Source organism: Sphingomonas flavida (assembly GCF_036663655.1).
Lineage (GTDB): Bacteria > Pseudomonadota > Alphaproteobacteria > Sphingomonadales > Sphingomonadaceae > Sphingomonas.
Genome location: NZ_JAXOJH010000001.1, coordinates 323,934 through 339,291, shown reverse-complemented (window position 1 = coordinate 339,291; position 15,358 = coordinate 323,934). Strand labels below are relative to the sequence as shown.

The following is a 15,358-nucleotide window of genomic DNA, read 5'->3' as shown; positions in this document are numbered from 1 at the left end:
CAAGTGGGGTGACCCCGCCCACCATCCTGATCGTCGAGGACGATCCCGCCCTTCGCACCCTGACCGCTCGTGCGCTTCAGGAGAACGGCTTTGCCGTCAAGCTGGCCAACGCCGCCCCTGAAATGTGGCAGGCCTTGGACGTCGGGCAGATCGACTTGATCTTGCTCGACATCATGCTGCCCGGCACCAGCGGCATCGACCTGTGTCGGCAGGTCCGTCAGAAGAGCAGCGTCCCGATCATCTTCATCAGCGCCAAGGGGAGCGAGGTCGACCGGGTCGTCGGGCTGGAACTGGGGGCGGACGATTATCTGGCCAAGCCGTTCGGGACCCGCGAACTCGTGGCGCGCATCCGCGCCGTCCTGCGTCGCGGCGGCCTGGAGAACTCACCCGGCGAGCGCGAGGCAGGCATATTGGGCTTCGACGGCTGGACCGCCAATCTGCCGCGTCGCGAGTTGATGTCGCCGTCGGGCGCACAGGTCGAGTTGACGGGGGCGGAGTTCGACCTGCTGGTCGCGTTTCTCGACAACGCCCAGCGCGTCGTGGCGCGCGAGCGCCTGATCGAGCTGTCCCGCGCCCGGATTGGTGACAGCTCGGACCGCAGCATCGACGTGTTGGTCAGCCGTCTGCGCCGCAAATTGTCGGGCGCGGGTGGGGCGGCCCCGATCGTCACCGTCCGCGGCGTCGGCTATATGCTGAACGTGCCGGTGGAGCGGCGGTGATCCGCCCCTCGATCGGTCTGCTCGGCCGGATCGTCGCGATCCTGCTGCTGGCGGTGACGATCGAATTCGCCGTCTCCACCTATCTCTACGAGCGTGCCAGCCACGTCTCGGTCCGCGATGACGAGGCACGGCGGCTGGCCGAGCATCTGATCGTGGCGCGCCGCGTCCTGAACGAGCGTCCCGCCGTCGAACGGCCCGAGGTGGCCGAGGAACTGACCACCGACCGTTATATCGTCAGCTGGTCGCCGTCCGCCCTGCCGCGTCCGACCATCGCCCCGGCGATGGACAGCATGCGCCGCCAGATCGTCGATTGGGAGCCGACGCTTGCCGCCACCGACATCCATCTGCGACTGACCTCGCCGGGGCGGACCTCGGTCGTCTCGGGTGATTTGCGGCTGGACGACGGGACGTTGCTCAGCTTCCGGATGCGCGAAGGGGTGCGGACCCTCGACCTGGCGCTGGGCCGCGTGCTGCTGGCGCTGATCCCGGCGATCGCGCTAATGCTGCTCAGTGGAGCGCTGATCGGGCGTATCCTGCAACCGCTGCGGATGCTGGCGCGCGCCGCCGACAAGCTGGGTCGAGGGCAGGGCGGGCAGGGGGCTCCGTTGATCGTACCGGAGCGGGGGCCGGGCGAGGTCCGCCACGTCACCCGCGCCTTCAAACGGATGCAGGCGCGTATCGGCCGCCTGATCGACGAGCGCACCCGCGCGCTGGCGGCGGTCGGCCACGACCTGCGGACCCCGCTCGCCCGCTTGCGTCTGCGCGCCGATGCCATCCATGACGACGAGGTGCGCGAGGCGATCGGGACCGATATCGAGGAGATGGAAGCCATGGTTGCCTCGCTCCTCGCCTTCCTGGGCGGGGACGGGGATGCCGAGCAGCCGGAATTGACCGACCTGGCGATCCTGTGCGCCAACCTAGCCGACGATGCCGTCGATCACGGCCGCGACGTGCGTTATGTCGGGCCGGACCATTTCGACTGCCGCCTGCGCCGTTTCGGGTTCAAGCGGGCGCTTACCAATCTGGTCGAGAACGCCCTGCATTATGGCGAGCATGCCATCATTACCCTGCGCGCCGCCCCCGGCGACGATGTGCGTATCCGTGTCGAGGATGACGGTCCGGGCATTCCCGAGGAGTCGCTCGAACTGGTGCTCGAGCCCTTTGTCCGGCTGGATACCGCACGGCGGCGCGATACGGTCGGCTTCGGCCTCGGCCTTTCGATCGTGGCGCGGGTGGTGGCGGCCGAGGGCGGCGAACTGACGCTTGCCAATCGTCCGGAGGGCGGGCTTTGCGCTGAAATACGTCTTCCGCACTGTCGGACATGATTTGTCACGCTCACGCTGCACGACAGCAAAACTAGATGCGTATTACAGTTGGTAGAGATTGGCGGTGTCACTCCACCCCTTCGTGACAAAGCCGGTCTCGCCAATTTGTCGTTCGTCCGGTCACCCCAAGGGGCGCAGGACGGGCAGCGCATGTGAGCCACCAACTCGGGAGGTATCCGATGACGATGGAGTTCGATTTGACCGCACTGGAACTGCAGGGTGCCCTGCTGGTGCTGGCCGTGATTATCACTTTCGCCGCCATCGAAGGTTGGAAGGCCCGCTAAGCCTCCCCACGGCATTTTAAGTTTTCACGAGTTTCGCAAGGACTCCCCTGCCGCCCCCCTCCGGCATGAGTCCGACCGGAAAGGGGCAGACGGCCAGCCTTACCGCTGGGCCGTCTGCTCCATAACTTCCAACCGGCCCCGGATCGCGGCGATCAACTGTGCCGCTGAATAGGGCTTGGTCAGCAGCGCCGCGTCCAGTCTTGCGGCCTCCGGCGCCATACCGCCATCGCCCGTCGCAAACACGATCGACAGCGTCGGTCGCATCTGGCGCGCGCGTCCCGCGAGTTCCACGCCCGATTCGCCCGGCAGGTTCAGGTCGGTCACCAGCACATCGATCTGCGCGGTCTGGAGCGCGGTCATCGCCTCCTCGGCGGTCACCGCATGGACGACCACGAAACCGGCATCCTGCAACGTTTCTGCAGTGTTGGCGCGGATCAGGTCGTCATCCTCGACCAGCAGGATCGTGCGGCCGTCGTGCAGCGGCTGGCTGCGCGGTTCCTCGACGGGTGCTTCCTCGCGCGCGGCCGGCGCACTGCCCGTCGCCATTCGCCGCTGGCGCTGGTTGGCGAGCACATGGCGGAATTTCCGGGCCAGCGCCTCGCGGGTATAGGGCTTGGACAAAAGCTCCACGCCCTTGTCCAGGCGTCCGCCATGGACGATCGAATTCTCGGTATAGCCCGAGGTGAACAGCACCGCGATATCGGGCAGCCGCTCGCGCGCCTTGCGGGCCAGCTCGGGGCTTTTCAGCGTGCCGGGCATGACGACGTCGGTGAACAGCATGTCGATCGGAATGCCGCTCTCGATGACGTTGAGCGCACTCTGCGCATCGACCGCCTTGAGCACTCGGTAGCCCAGATCGGACAGCAGCTCGACCACGGTCGCGCGGACTTCGGCATCGTCCTCGACCACCAGAACCGTCTCGGTGCCGCCGGTGACCGGTCCGGTGTCGACCGACACCTCGACATCCTCGGCCTCCATGGCGCGGGGCAGATAGAGCTTGATCGTGGTGCCGTGGCCGACCTCGGAATAGATCTTCACATGGCCGCCCGACTGTTTGACGAAGCCGTACACCATCGACAGGCCCAGGCCCGACCCCTTGCCCTCGCCCTTGGTCGAGAAAAAGGGTTCGAAGACCTTCTGGATGATATCGTCGGACATGCCGCTGCCGGTGTCGGACACCGCGAGCATGACATATTGGCCGGGCGACACCTCGTCATGGATGCGCGCATAATCGTCGTCGAGATGCGCATTGCCCAGCTCGATGGTCAGCTTGCCCTGGCCCTCCATCGCGTCGCGCGCATTGATCGCCAGGTTCAGCAGCGCATTCTCGATCTGGGCGGGGTCGATGAACGTGTTCCAAAGCCCGCCGCCGACGATCGTCTCGATCTCGACACCCTCGCCGATCGCCCGGCGCAGCATGTCGTCCATGCCCTGGACGAAGCGCGTGACGTTGACGACCTTGGGCTCCAGCGCCTGCCGCCGGCCGAACGCCAGCAGTTGCGCGGCAAGCTTGGACCCGCGCGCGACGCCCGCCATCGCATTGGCGACGCGCTGCTCCGCTCGGCCATTGCCCGCAATATCCTTCGCCAGCAGCTGAAGATTGCCCGACACCACCTGCAGCAGGTTGTTGAAGTCGTGCGCGACGCCACCGGTCAGCTTGCCGATCGTCTCCATCTTCTGCGATTGGGCCAGCTTCATCTCGGCCTGCCGCCGCTCCGCGATCTCTTCGATCACGCGGCTTTCCAGCGTCTCGTTCAGCTGGCGCAGTTGCGCTTCCGCGCGCTCGCGGTGGTGGACCTGACGTGCCAGGACGCTGGCCTGGTCGCGCAGCGCCTGTTCGGCTGCGCGCTGTTCGGTGATGTCGGTATGGACGCCGACCCATTCGACCAGCTCGCCGTCCTCGCCGATGATGGGCAGGCCCCGGATCGCGAAGGTCCGCCACTCGCCGTCATGGCGGCGAACGCGGTGTTCGTGCACGAACATACCCTTGACGGCGACGGCCTCGTTCCAGGCGATGATGGTGGCCGCGGCGTCCTCCGGGTGGACCGCGCTGGCCCAGCCAAAGCCCTGATACTGCTCGGGCGTCTGGCCGGTAATCGCAGCCCAGCCGGGCTGTTCGCCGACCATGCGGCCATCGGCGCTGTTGGTCCACAACACGCCGTGCACCGCATCCATGGCGGCGCGAAACCGCCGGTTGCTCCGTTCGAGCGCGTCCGAATGACGCATCCGGTCGTCGACGTCGAATACCAGAATATGGAAGCCCAGTATCGTCCCGTCCTGGCCACGCCGGGGAATATAGCGGGTCTCAGCACGGCGGCGCGAGCCGTCGCGATGGTGCATGTGCACGTCGGCGACAATCGTCTCACCCGCCAGCGCGCGTTCGATCAGCGGCCTGCGCTCGGCATAATCCTCTTCGGTCAGGACATCGCTGATCCGCTGGCCCAGCATCGCGTCCGGATCGATGCCCAGAAAGTCACGGTAATAGCTGTTGGCAAAACGATAGCGCTCGTCGCGATCGACCAGCGCGACCAGCACGGGCAGCGAGTCGGTGATGACCCGCAATTCCGCCTCGCTTTCGGCCAGCCGCCGCTCGGCCGCCACGCGACCGGTATTTTCGACGACGGTGCACATCACGCCGCCGACATGGCCACGCTCGCAATAGACGGGCGTGTAATAAAGGTCGAAAACGACCTCTTCCCTCACGCCTGCACGCGTCACCACCAAGGCCTGGTCGCGATAGGCAATGTCTTCACCCTTGAAGCCGCGCTCCAGAATATCGCGGTTCCAGCCCCAGATTTCGGGCCAGACCTGCGACACAAGCCCGCCAAAAGCCATCGGGTGGCGCGGGCCCGCAATGCTGCGATAGGCGTCGTTATAGATCATGACATGATCCGGTCCCCACATCAGGACCTTGGCGATCGGCGAGTGGACGATATTGGCCACGGTCGTGCGCAGGACGCTGGACCAGTCGTTGATCGGCCCCAAGGGGGTGTCAGACCAGGTGCGTTCACGCACCAACTGCCCACATTCGCCACCACCAACCAGCCAGACGTCGGGGTCCGCGAATGGCCCGTCGGCGCGCATCCGTTCGATCGCGGCGACCAGCAGCGTCTGTTCGTCGGAAAAGTCACCTGCGTCGATGGCTTGGGCGATGTAATGCTCAAGCTGCGGCGGGAGCGAAATGGTGCGCGACTGGGGAGAAGTCATACGTTGACGCATGAGAAAGCTACACCATCAAGTCAATCGGTGAATAGCGACAAATGCGTGTCGTTCCACGGGGTTGCCCTAAACCGTTGTTCCTGAGCGACCGGTCAAGGGCTGCGGATGATGCGGCTCCAGGATCAATGTCGAGCCCTCGACCCGCCAGCTTTTCAGGCGCGACAGGAAATTCATGCCCAGCACGTCGGTTTCTCCAAAGGCCGAGGAGACGACCACCGGCACGGCATCGGCGCGGATCGTGCCGATGCGCAGCGAATCGATCTTTGCCGTCTCGGCCCGGATCATGCCGTTGGCGGTGTTCAGAATGACGGGAAAAGCCGGTGTCGTCGGACGCAGTCCAACGGCTCGCGCGGTGCCGGTCGACAGCGCGGTCAGCGTCGCACCGCTATCGACCAGCATCCGGCGCGTCACGTCGCCGATCGTCACGCGGGCCCAGAAATGCCCGTCGGGCGCCATGCGAATGCGGACGGTGTCGCCAACGACATTCTGATCCTGGAGGTTCAGGACTTGAAGGGCTCGCTGGATATAGGGATCAAATTGCTGGCGTTGCTGCAAAACGACCAGCAGCAGGCCGCCCAGGATAAGCCAACTCGCCAGGTTGAGGGCGACGCGCAGGATGGGCACTCGCCGTGCCAGCATGAGCGCCAGAACGATCGCGACGGCGGCAACGGCGACGGGCATCGAAACGCCCAGATCGGGTATCATGAAACGGCTTTCCTTCCGCGACCCGATATGGGTTGCGCGAAGGGGCGATCATAGGGGCGGACAGCTGTATGATCGCTGACCGCACCCGGATAGATCAGGCCTGTTCGGGGACGCCGACTTCGTCCGCGCTGAACCGCCGACCGCCATACCAGCGTCGAAAGCTGCCGTCAGGTTGGCGGAAATAGCGGGCGCCGTCGTAAAGCACCGGAGATCCCAGGGACCGGTATGCGGCCCAGACGCCATAGACCATGGCAACCACCGCCAAGACCTTGATCCACTCCATCGACTCGCCCTTTTGTTATTATTTGTCGAAGGCTCGCGATAAATTTCATGAAGGGCAAGAAAAATAGTTGCTGCGGCGCAAGAGGAATGTTCGATTAATTGCGCTGCGATGCGGCAGGAGTGTTGGGAAAAGGGCGGCTCAACCATGGCGAATCGCGCAATCCGAAACGACGAGGCCGATCGGCAGCTTTGGTGAGGCCGATCCTGGGGCCGGTGACGACCGGCACCTGGCGTTCGGCCATGGTCAAGCGAAATGGCGGGGCGTCCAGCGGCGCACCGTCCAACGCCAGATCGATGGCCAGTGCTGCGCAAAGGCGTCCCGGCCCGGCACAAAGCTGTCGCAACGGTCGGTCGACGCCGCGCCGTTCCCGCATTCGCGCCAGTCCATGTCGGGGCTCGATCGCCCGGATCAGGACGGCGCTGCCCGGCGATCCGCATACGATGTTGAGGCAATGGTGCAGCCCGTAGATGCGATAGACATAGGCATGGCCGACTGTGCCGAACATGGCGGCATTGCGCGCCGTGGCCCCGGCAAAACTATGCGAGGCGGGGTCGGCGAGGTCATAGGCCTCGGTTTCGACGATCGTCCCGCCCACACCATCGACAGTCAGGTCGACCCCGATCAGTGCGCGTGCCGCATCCTCCACGTCCGGCGTATAAAAGGCGGGCGGAAGCGGTGGCATCACTGGGCCTTATGCGCCGTTACTCATCATCTCGAACCAGATGGGCGCGGCGCCGTCCATTTCGGCCAGACGGACGGGGCCCTTATGCGTCTCGACGACCGTATCACGCCAGTCGATCGTTCCATTCGCCTCGACCAGCGGCATCAGCCTGAGCCCGAAGATACACGTCAGCACCTGGTCGGCGTGACGTCGCTCGAAAGCGATCACGCGGTCGCGGCCATGTCCCGTGACGGAGAGGGGCGTGTAGGTGCCCTCCAGAAACAGTGCGGGATTGTCCCGCCGCAGCGCGAGCAGGTCCGCGATCAGCTTCTGCTTCGGACAGTCGGCATCGGCGAGTGCGTCTTCTCGTGCGGCATAGTCGACGGGGCGGCGATTGTCGGGATCGACGAGGCTCAGATCAGGGAACTCGGTGCCCTGATAGCAATCGGGAATACCGGGCACCGTGCACCGCAATGCGACCTGTGCCAGCGAATTGGCTTGGGCGGCGGGGGCGATTTGCTTGAGAAGCGCCGAAAGACCATCGCGGAAGGGCGATCCTGCGGCTTCGTCGATCAGGGTCTTGGCGAGCGCGTTGCAGCGCGCCTCGTAATCGGTGTCGGGGTCTTCCCAGGACGAACGCAGCTTTGCCTCGCGCAGCGACTTTTCCTGCCAGCCGGCAATACGCTCGGCAAACCCGTCGCGTTCGTCGTCTTCTGGCCAGGCGCCGAACAGGGTCTGGATCAGCATGTACCAGTCGGCGGGATCGACGCCTTCGGCTAAGTGGACCGTCTGGCTCCACCACGCCTCGACCTGCTGGCGCCAGGCGTCTGGCATCGCGCTGGCCACCGCCAGACGGGCGCGCACATCTTCGCCCCGCTTGTGGTCGTGGGTTGCGGTGGTCAGCATCGCGTGCGGGAAGCGTGCCGCCCGGTCCTTCATCCGCTCATGGAAGGCGGCGATGGACAGGCTCATACGTCCCGCATCGAAACCGACATCATTGCGGGAGAGCAAGACGGCGTGGCGGTAGAAGGCGGTGTCCTCGACCGCCTTGGCCGCGATCGGCGCGGACAGTTGCTGAAAGCGCCGCACCGCCTCGGCCATCAAGACGCGATCGCCGGGGCCTTCCCCGGCGAGCCACGAAAGGACTTGGTCGACGACGAAACCCTCACTGGGGGGAAGCAGCGACTCCACCCGTTCACGTGCCTGTACCCGGATGGCGGCGTCGCTGGACGGTGCATCGGGGCCATAGGTGCGATAGACCGGAAAGACCCAAAGCAAACGCTCGATCGCGCGGCGAAGCATCGGCTTCGTCAGCGATCCCCGGAGGGTGTCGGCCGAGGCAGTAAGTTGGGCAAAGGCCTCGACACACTGGTCCATCTGCCCTGCGAACTGCCAGGCGAGGAGATCCTGCCGAGCCTGCAATTCCTCGGGCGCGAAATGGGCCGAGCGACCGCTCAGTTGCGCCCAGAGTTCGGCCAATGGCCGGGTGCCCTCGGGCGCGTGGAGCAAGGCGGATACCTCCTCCATGAAGTCGTAGCCACTGGTGCCGTCGACGCCCCAGCCGTCCCCCATCGGCTCGTCGGCGCCCAGGATCTTCTCTACCACGATATAAGCGCGATGGGCGTCCGCACGCGGGATCGCATCGAACCGCTCACGCAGTGTGCGGCAATAGCCGATCGGATCGGTGAGGCCATCGACATGGTCGATCCGCACCCCGTCGATCAGCCCTTCGGCGTAGAGGCGGAAGTAGAGTGCGTGGGTTTCCTCGAAGACATGCTCGTCCTCGACCCGCAGTCCCGCCAGGTCGTTGATGGTGAAGAAACGACGCCAGTTGAGTTCGTCGTTCGACACCCGCCACGAGGCCAGTCGATAATGCTGACGGTCGAGCAGGTCGCCAAGCGCGGCATCCTCGGCCCCGTCCTGATCCTCGTCACGCAGCGGCAGGCGATGCTCGCCATAGGCCACGATCTCCGCGCGACCATCGCGCCGCTCGACCGCGATCTGGCCATCGGCCAAAACCTTGTTCAGGGGATCGCCCAGGATCGGCAGGACCAGCTTGCGCGACCAGTCGATGTCGAAGAAGCGGGCATATTCACTGGCCTCGCCGTGCCGAAGCACGTCGTTCCACCAGGCGTTGCCGCCGCCCGCGACACCCATATGGTTCGGCACGATGTCGATGATGACGCCCAGGCCGCTTGCCCGCGCCGCCTTCGCCAACGAGCGAAACGCTTCCTCACCGCCCAGTTCCGGATTGATGCGGGTCGGATCGATCACGTCGTAACCGTGCATCGATCCGGCGGCGGCCGTGGTGATCGGCGAGGTATAGACATGGCTGATCCCCAGCCGGTCGAGATAGGGGATCAGTGCTTCTCCTTTCGCGAAAGGGAAGTCCTTGTGGAATTGCAGGCGATAGGTGGCGCGCGGCGTCATGAACGGCGTCCTTCGAATGGGATCAACGGGCGTTGAGCTGGGCGATGCGGGAGGCGACCGCGTCGGTCTTCACGGCTTCGGCCAGCGTGTCGGGCAAGCGGCGGCGCCAGTTCGGATGCTCGTCGATGGTGCCGGGCAAGTTCGGCTGTTCCTCCAGGCTCAGCAGATCCTCGAGCGGGACGATGGCGAGCGGGCAGGGGGTGTGGGCGACCGCCGCCACAGCGGCGTCGACCACGGCGGCGGGAGCGTCGGGCAGAGGTTTCTCTCCACCGATCGTGTCCCAGAGCGCCGCCTTCTCTTCGTCACGATGCGCGACTTCGTCCGGTTCGACCGACCGATCCGCAATGCGTGCCCGCCATTCGACATCGCGGCCTTTCCACCAGCCCGCAACCGTCGGAATGTCATGGGTCGCGGTCATCGCGATGGCCTGCTGGTCCCACTGCTCCGGCGCAGTGAAGGCACCTTGCTCGTCGCGCTCGAAGGGGAGGACGCGCATCCCGAGCATTCCGACCCGCGCCATGGTATCGCGAAAGCCGGGCGGTACCGTGCCCAGATCCTCGCCGATGACGATCGCGCCGCGCCCGTCATTGGCACGCTGTGCCTCGATGCGCAGAATGCTCAGCATATCGGCAAAGGGCATGGACAGATACGCGCCTTGATCGGCCGCTGCTCCCTCGGGAATGACCCACAGGCGGCACAGGCCGAGCGCGTGGTCGATCCGGACGCCGCCCGCATGGGCGAACACGGCGCGAAGCGTTCGGATAAATGGTGCGAACGCCTTTCGCCGCATGGCAAAGGGGGACAGGGCGGTGATACCCCAATTCTGCCCATCCGGACCCAGGGGATCGGGCGGTGCACCGATTGACAAACCGGTCAACAGCTCATCGCGGCGGCTCCAGCTGTCGGCGCCGTCGGCGGCGACGCCGATGGCGAGGTCGGTAATGAGGCCGACCGTCATGCCCGACTGACGCGCAGCCACCGATGCTTCACCCAGCGCACGGTCCGCCCACCACTGGGCAAAGGCGTAGAAAGCGATTGCATCCTGATGTTCCGCGGCAAAGCGTTCGACCGCTGCTCCGGTCGGATCATGGAAGTCGGACGGCCAGTCCCGCCAGCCTTTCGCCCGATTCCGCCCATGGAAGTAGGCGTGGAGTGCATCGAAGCGTGCCTGTGCCTCAAGGAGAAGGCCCTGATCGCGCCGCCATTTCGCGAAGGTGGCCCGCTCCGCATCCGTCAGGCGATCATAGACCAGACGAAGGTCGCGCAGGCGCTCGCCCGCGGCACCTGGCCAGTCGATTAGTGGAGAATGGTCGGCGACCGGCTCACCGGCGGGGGCCAGCCAGATGTTGCGGAACAGGCGGCTCGACGGTGCATAGGGGCTGAACCGTGCACCATCGACGGGAAACAGCGCGTGGACCGGACTGATCGCGAGGGCCGTCGCGCCCGCTTTCCCAAGCGTATGTGCGGCCGTGGCGAGGCTGGCGAAATCGCCATAACCGCCGCCGCCTTCGCGTAACGACGGAATCTGGACGGCACTGCCCCAGTGGAGCCCAGCGGGCGGGGCGGGGCATCGGGGCGGCGCAACCGCGACGGTCAGCGCGCGGTCGCCCTGCTCCAGCCGATGATACCCGTAGGTGGACATACCCGGAAGCTTTCCGGCGTGGACCGTAACCGAATGGACGTCACCGCTTTCCAAGGTGAGCCGGGCAGGGCCGTCATGCCATCGATCGGGCAGGGAGATTCCTTCCCCCCTATCACCCGACACGAAGGTGACCTCGCCACTATCGGTGTCGAGCCGTTCCAGGATCGCGCTCAGCGCGACGTCGGAGACGCATTGGGCCTGCCCCTTGGCATCTTGCCATTCGCGGGCCAGCCCCGCCGCCTCGGCGCGGGCGTGAAGGTCGCTCACGATGTGATCCACGCGGCGAAGCGGTCACCCTCGCGATAGAGCATCGTGCCCTCCTCTTCGTCGAGTGGTTCGGCTTGCTCGCCGAGGTCGATGAGAATGGTTAGCATCGCGCCGTCCGCCATGCGCCAGCGAGCCTTGACCCGCGCAGGACCGGTCGCCTCGGCCGACACGCCCACCGTACCCTTCAGCCGAGGGGAGATATGCACTTGCCGCAGCGTCAGCAATTCGCGGTAAAGCGCCCGCCATTCCCCCGCCGCCGGTCCCGGCTCGGGGATCGAGGCATCGAAGGTGCTGCGGGCATTGGGATCCGGGATACGCTGCCGCGCTTCCTCGTCGGCAAAAGCGTCGAACTTGGCGAATTCGCGACGGCGACCTTCGCGAACCGCGTCGGCCAGTTCGTCGTGGAAATCGGTGAAGAACAGGAACTGGCTCTCGCTGCCCTCGTCCTCGCCCATGAACAGCAACGGGATCTGCGGGCCGAGCAGCAGCAAGGCGGTCGCAGCACGCAACCGCCCTCGATCGGTCAGCTTGATCAGCCGCTCGCCCATCGCCCGATTGCCGACCTGGTCGTGGTTCTGCAGAAACGCCACGAACGCGGTGCTGGGCAAGTCGCCGGAGGGCTTGCCACGGGGCTTGCCGTCGTGATTGGGCGATCCCTCGCCCTGATAGATGAAGCCTTCCTTCAGGCAGCGCGCGAGCCGTTCCGCCGGGCGGTCGGCGAAGTCGCCATAATAGGCGCTCGTCTCGCCGGTCAGCAGGACGTGCAGCACGTTGTGGAAATCGTCATTCCACTGCGCATCATGACAACCGGCGCGCAGCCGCTCGGCATCGTTCTTCTCGTTCTCGAGGACGAGATGCACGTGCCGCTCGGGCAGGGCACTTCGTATCTCGCTCGCCATGCGGTCGAGGAAATCGTCATTGGCGATGGCATGGACCGCATCGAACCGTAATCCATCGATGCGATAGTCGCGCAGCCACATCAGCGCATTGTCGACGAAGAAACGATGGACCGGATCGGCATCGACCGCCACGGCACCGCCCCACGGCGTATCGACCTCCGGATGGAAGAAGGCACCGGCATAGGCGTTAAGGTAATTCCCGTCCGGCCCGAAATGGTTGTACACTACATCGAGGAACACCGAGAGGCCCAGGCCATGCGCGGTGTCGACCAGCGTCTTGAGCTCGGCTGGCGAACCATAGGGTTCGGCCACGGCATAGGGCAGGACGCCGTCATAGCCCCAGTTGCGCGCGCCGCCGAAGGCGTTGACGGGCATCAGTTCGATCGCCGTGATGCCCGAGGCGGCAATGGCGGGCAATCGCTGTCGGATGCCCTCGAACCCGCCCAGCGTCCCGGCATGCATCTCGAGGATGACCATGTCCTCCCACGGGCGACCGCGCCATTCCGTCGCACTCCAGGCGAATGTCGGGTCGATCACCACGCTCCAGCCATGGACCCCGCCCGACTGAAGCCTTGACGCCGGGTCGGGCACCGCCAGGTCCTCGTCCAGCCGGAACCGATAGCGGGTGCCGGCGGGGGCAGGGGCCAAGACGGTGAACCAGCCGTCGTCGGCGCGGATCATGGGGACAGAGGGCGCACCGTCGATCTCCAGCACCACCGCCTCGCGGTCCGGCGCCCAGAGGCGGAAGCGGGTGTCGGCGCCGTCGCGCCACTCGGGGCCCCAGTGCGTCATGCCTCGACCGCGTCGCGCCAGGTCAGCAGGACCGCGCTCTGCGGTCCGACCTCATAGGTGTCGTCGATCTCGATCTCACCCTGCTCAGGCTTGGCACTGTCGATCAGGACGGTGCGCGCGGCATGGGGCGGGGGCAGGGTGAAGGTGATCGGATCGGCCGACGCGTTGAGCAGCAGCGACACCGCCTCCATCTGGCCATCCGTAGTCGCGCTTACCCGGCGCATCATCAGGGCGCGGCCCTCTGGGTTGTTCCAGTCTTCCGAACTCAACTGCTCGCCGCGTTCATCCCACCATTCGATATCGTTGATGCCATGGCCCGGCGTATCCTGACCGTAGAGGAAGTGGGGGGAACGCAGGACCTGGAAACGGCGACGCAGGTCGGCCAGCCGCGCGGTATAGGCGATCATCGCCTCGCCTTCCTCCGACGCGGCGGCTTTCCAGTCGAGCCAGCTGATCTCGTTATCCTGGCAATAGGCGTTGTTGTTGCCCTTCTGCGTCCGGCCGAACTCATCGCCCGCGACGATCATCGGTGTGCCCAGGGAGGCGAGCAGCGTGGTCATCATCGACCGCATCACCCGGCCGCGCGCCTCCTTGATGCTGGCATCGTCGGTCGGCCCCTCGGCACCCCAGTTGCGCGAGTAGTTTTCGGAATGGCCGTCGCGATTGTCTTCCTTGTTCGCGTCGTTGTGGCGCTCTTCGTACATGACGGTGTCGGCCAGGGTGTAGCCGTCATGCGCGGCCAGCATGTTGAGGCTGGCCCAGGGCCGCCGCGCGCGCCGGTCGAACAGGTCGCCCGAGCCGGACAGCCGAGCCGCAAGGTCGCCGCGCTGGCCCGGGTCGCCGCGCCAGTATTTGCGGACGGTATCGCGGTACTTGTCGTTCCATTCGGAAAAGCCGGGCGGGAAATTGCCGAGCTGATAGCCGCCCGGTCCGACGTCCCACGGCTCGGTCAGCAGCTTCAGGCGGCCGAGGATCGGGTCCTGGCGTAGTACGTCGAAGAACGCCGAGCCGGGATCGAAGCCGTCCGCCTCGCGTCCCAGCGTCAGGCCGAGATCGAAACGGAACCCGTCGATACCGAAGCTGGTCGCCCAGTAGCGGAGCGAATCCGCCACCATCTGGATCACCCGCGCCTTGGACAGGTTCAGCGTGTTGCCCGTGCCAGTGTCGTTGATGGTATAGCGCGGTTGATCCTGGACCAAGCGGTAATAGCTGGCATTGTCCAGCCCGCGCCAGGACAGCGTCGGCCCCTTTTCCGACCCCTCGCAGGTGTGGTTGTACACGACGTCCAGAATGACCTCGATCCCCGCCTTGTGCAGCTTGTGGACCGCGCGGCGAAGTTCGTCCTGGGTATCGGTGGCGAAATAGGCCTGTTCGGGTGCGAAGAAGCCGAGGGTATTATAGCCCCAGTAATTGCGCAGGCCCTTTTCCTGCAGGAAACGGTCCTGCGTGAAGCTGTGGATCGGCAGCAGTTCGATCGCGGTGACGCCGATCCGCTTCAGATGCTTGATGACCGCCGGGTGGCCCAGGCCAGCATAGGTGCCGCGCTCGCGCGGAGGCACCAGCTCCATCAGCTTGGTCAGCCCCTTGACGTGCGCTTCGTAGATGACCGTGTCGGACCAGGGGGTGCTGGGCTTCACGTCGCGCGACCAGTCGAAATGGTCGTCCACCACCACCGCCTTGGGCATGGCGGCGGCGCTGTCGCGCTTGTCGAAGCTGAGATCCTCTTTCTTCGAGCGGATCTGATAACCGTGTAGGGCGTCGGTCCACTTGATCTCGCCGTGCAACTTTCGCGCATAGGGATCGAGCAGCAACTTGTTGGGGTTGAAGCGATGCCCGGCCTCCGGCTCATAGGGCCCATGCGCGCGGTAGCCGTAGAGGAGCCCCGGCCCGACATCGGGCAGATAGCCGTGCCAAACCTCGTCGGTGCATTCGGGCAAGGTGTAACGCTTCAACTCGCGCTTGCCCTGAGAATCGAAGACGCACAGTTCGATCCGGTCGGCATTGGCGGAGAAAACCGCGAAGTTCACGCCTTCGCCGTCGAAGCTGGCACCCAGCGGATAGGCGGAACCGGGCAGGATCTGGTCGGGCAATTCGGTCAAGAAATCTCTCCGGCAAAAGTCGGGCGACTATGC

At 65.4% G+C, this 15,358-nt stretch carries 10 protein-coding genes; 2 read left to right on the top strand and 8 right to left on the bottom strand.

Translation table 11 applies throughout. The annotated features are described in order from the left end of the window. The first annotated feature begins 8 nt into the window (after positions 1–8). Both U1703_RS01495 and U1703_RS01490 read left to right on the top strand, forming a co-directional pair. Positions 9–719 carry a response regulator gene (locus U1703_RS01495; RefSeq protein ID WP_320450952.1) on the top strand — a complete coding sequence of 237 codons (711 nt, stop codon included), beginning with the start codon at positions 9–11 and terminating at the stop codon, positions 717–719. Then, positions 716–2,044 carry an ATP-binding protein gene (locus U1703_RS01490; protein WP_332784289.1) on the top strand — a complete coding sequence of 443 codons (1,329 nt, stop codon included), beginning with the start codon at positions 716–718 and terminating at the stop codon, positions 2,042–2,044. Before U1703_RS01495 ends, U1703_RS01490 begins: the two co-directional genes overlap by 4 nt. Before the next feature lie 383 nt (positions 2,045–2,427). On the opposite strand, the gene U1703_RS01485 is transcribed toward U1703_RS01490, so the two are convergent. The 8 genes from U1703_RS01485 to glgX all read right to left on the bottom strand — a co-directional run bounded on the left by U1703_RS01485 (position 2,428) and on the right by glgX (position 15,325). Then, positions 2,428–5,535, bottom strand: coding sequence for a response regulator (locus tag U1703_RS01485; RefSeq protein ID WP_332784288.1), 3,108 nt, complete (start codon positions 5,533–5,535; stop codon positions 2,428–2,430). A 78-nt stretch (positions 5,536–5,613) separates the two neighbouring features. Continuing rightward, entirely contained in the window at positions 5,614–6,252 is a 639-nt protein-coding gene (locus U1703_RS01480) for a retropepsin-like aspartic protease family protein (protein WP_332784287.1), read from the bottom strand. 94 nt (positions 6,253–6,346) lie between these two features. Beyond that, the gene (locus tag U1703_RS01475; protein ID WP_320450956.1) at positions 6,347–6,535 is read right to left on the bottom strand and encodes a hypothetical protein; all 189 of its coding nucleotides are present in this window, start codon (positions 6,533–6,535) and stop codon (positions 6,347–6,349) included. Between the two features lie 94 nt (positions 6,536–6,629). Then, positions 6,630–7,217, bottom strand: coding sequence for a DNA-3-methyladenine glycosylase (locus tag U1703_RS01470; RefSeq protein WP_332784286.1), 588 nt, complete (start codon positions 7,215–7,217; stop codon positions 6,630–6,632). 9 nt (positions 7,218–7,226) lie between these two features. Further along, a complete protein-coding gene (gene treY, locus U1703_RS01465) occupies positions 7,227–9,626 on the bottom strand; it encodes a malto-oligosyltrehalose synthase (RefSeq protein WP_332784285.1) in 2,400 nt (799 codons plus the stop codon). Positions 9,627–9,648: 22 nt separating this feature from the next. After that, the gene (gene malQ, locus U1703_RS01460) at positions 9,649–11,535 is read right to left on the bottom strand and encodes a 4-alpha-glucanotransferase (protein ID WP_332784284.1); all 1,887 of its coding nucleotides are present in this window, start codon (positions 11,533–11,535) and stop codon (positions 9,649–9,651) included. Continuing rightward, positions 11,532–13,226 carry a malto-oligosyltrehalose trehalohydrolase gene (gene treZ, locus U1703_RS01455; RefSeq protein WP_332784283.1) on the bottom strand — a complete coding sequence of 565 codons (1,695 nt, stop codon included), beginning with the start codon at positions 13,224–13,226 and terminating at the stop codon, positions 11,532–11,534. Before treZ ends, malQ begins: the two co-directional genes overlap by 4 nt. After that, the gene (glgX, locus tag U1703_RS01450; protein WP_332784282.1) at positions 13,223–15,325 is read right to left on the bottom strand and encodes a glycogen debranching protein GlgX; all 2,103 of its coding nucleotides are present in this window, start codon (positions 15,323–15,325) and stop codon (positions 13,223–13,225) included. The genes treZ and glgX overlap by 4 nt, the downstream gene beginning before the upstream one ends. Positions 15,326–15,358: the final 33 nt, after the last annotated feature.

Bases quoted from the DNA above. Each gene is read 5' to 3' on its own strand.
- treY (WP_332784285.1), bottom strand. From the start codon at position 9,626: ATGACGCCGCGCGCCACCTATCGCCTGCAATTCCACAAGGACTTCCCT.
- treZ (WP_332784283.1), bottom strand. From the start codon at position 13,226: ATGACGCACTGGGGCCCCGAGTGGCGCGACGGCGCCGACACCCGCTTC.
- U1703_RS01480 (WP_332784287.1), bottom strand. From the start codon at position 6,252: ATGATACCCGATCTGGGCGTTTCGATGCCCGTCGCCGTTGCCGCCGTC.
- U1703_RS01485 (WP_332784288.1), bottom strand. From the start codon at position 5,535: ATGACTTCTCCCCAGTCGCGCACCATTTCGCTCCCGCCGCAGCTTGAG.
- U1703_RS01475 (WP_320450956.1), bottom strand. From the start codon at position 6,535: ATGGAGTGGATCAAGGTCTTGGCGGTGGTTGCCATGGTCTATGGCGTC.
- U1703_RS01470 (WP_332784286.1), bottom strand. From the start codon at position 7,217: ATGCCACCGCTTCCGCCCGCCTTTTATACGCCGGACGTGGAGGATGCG.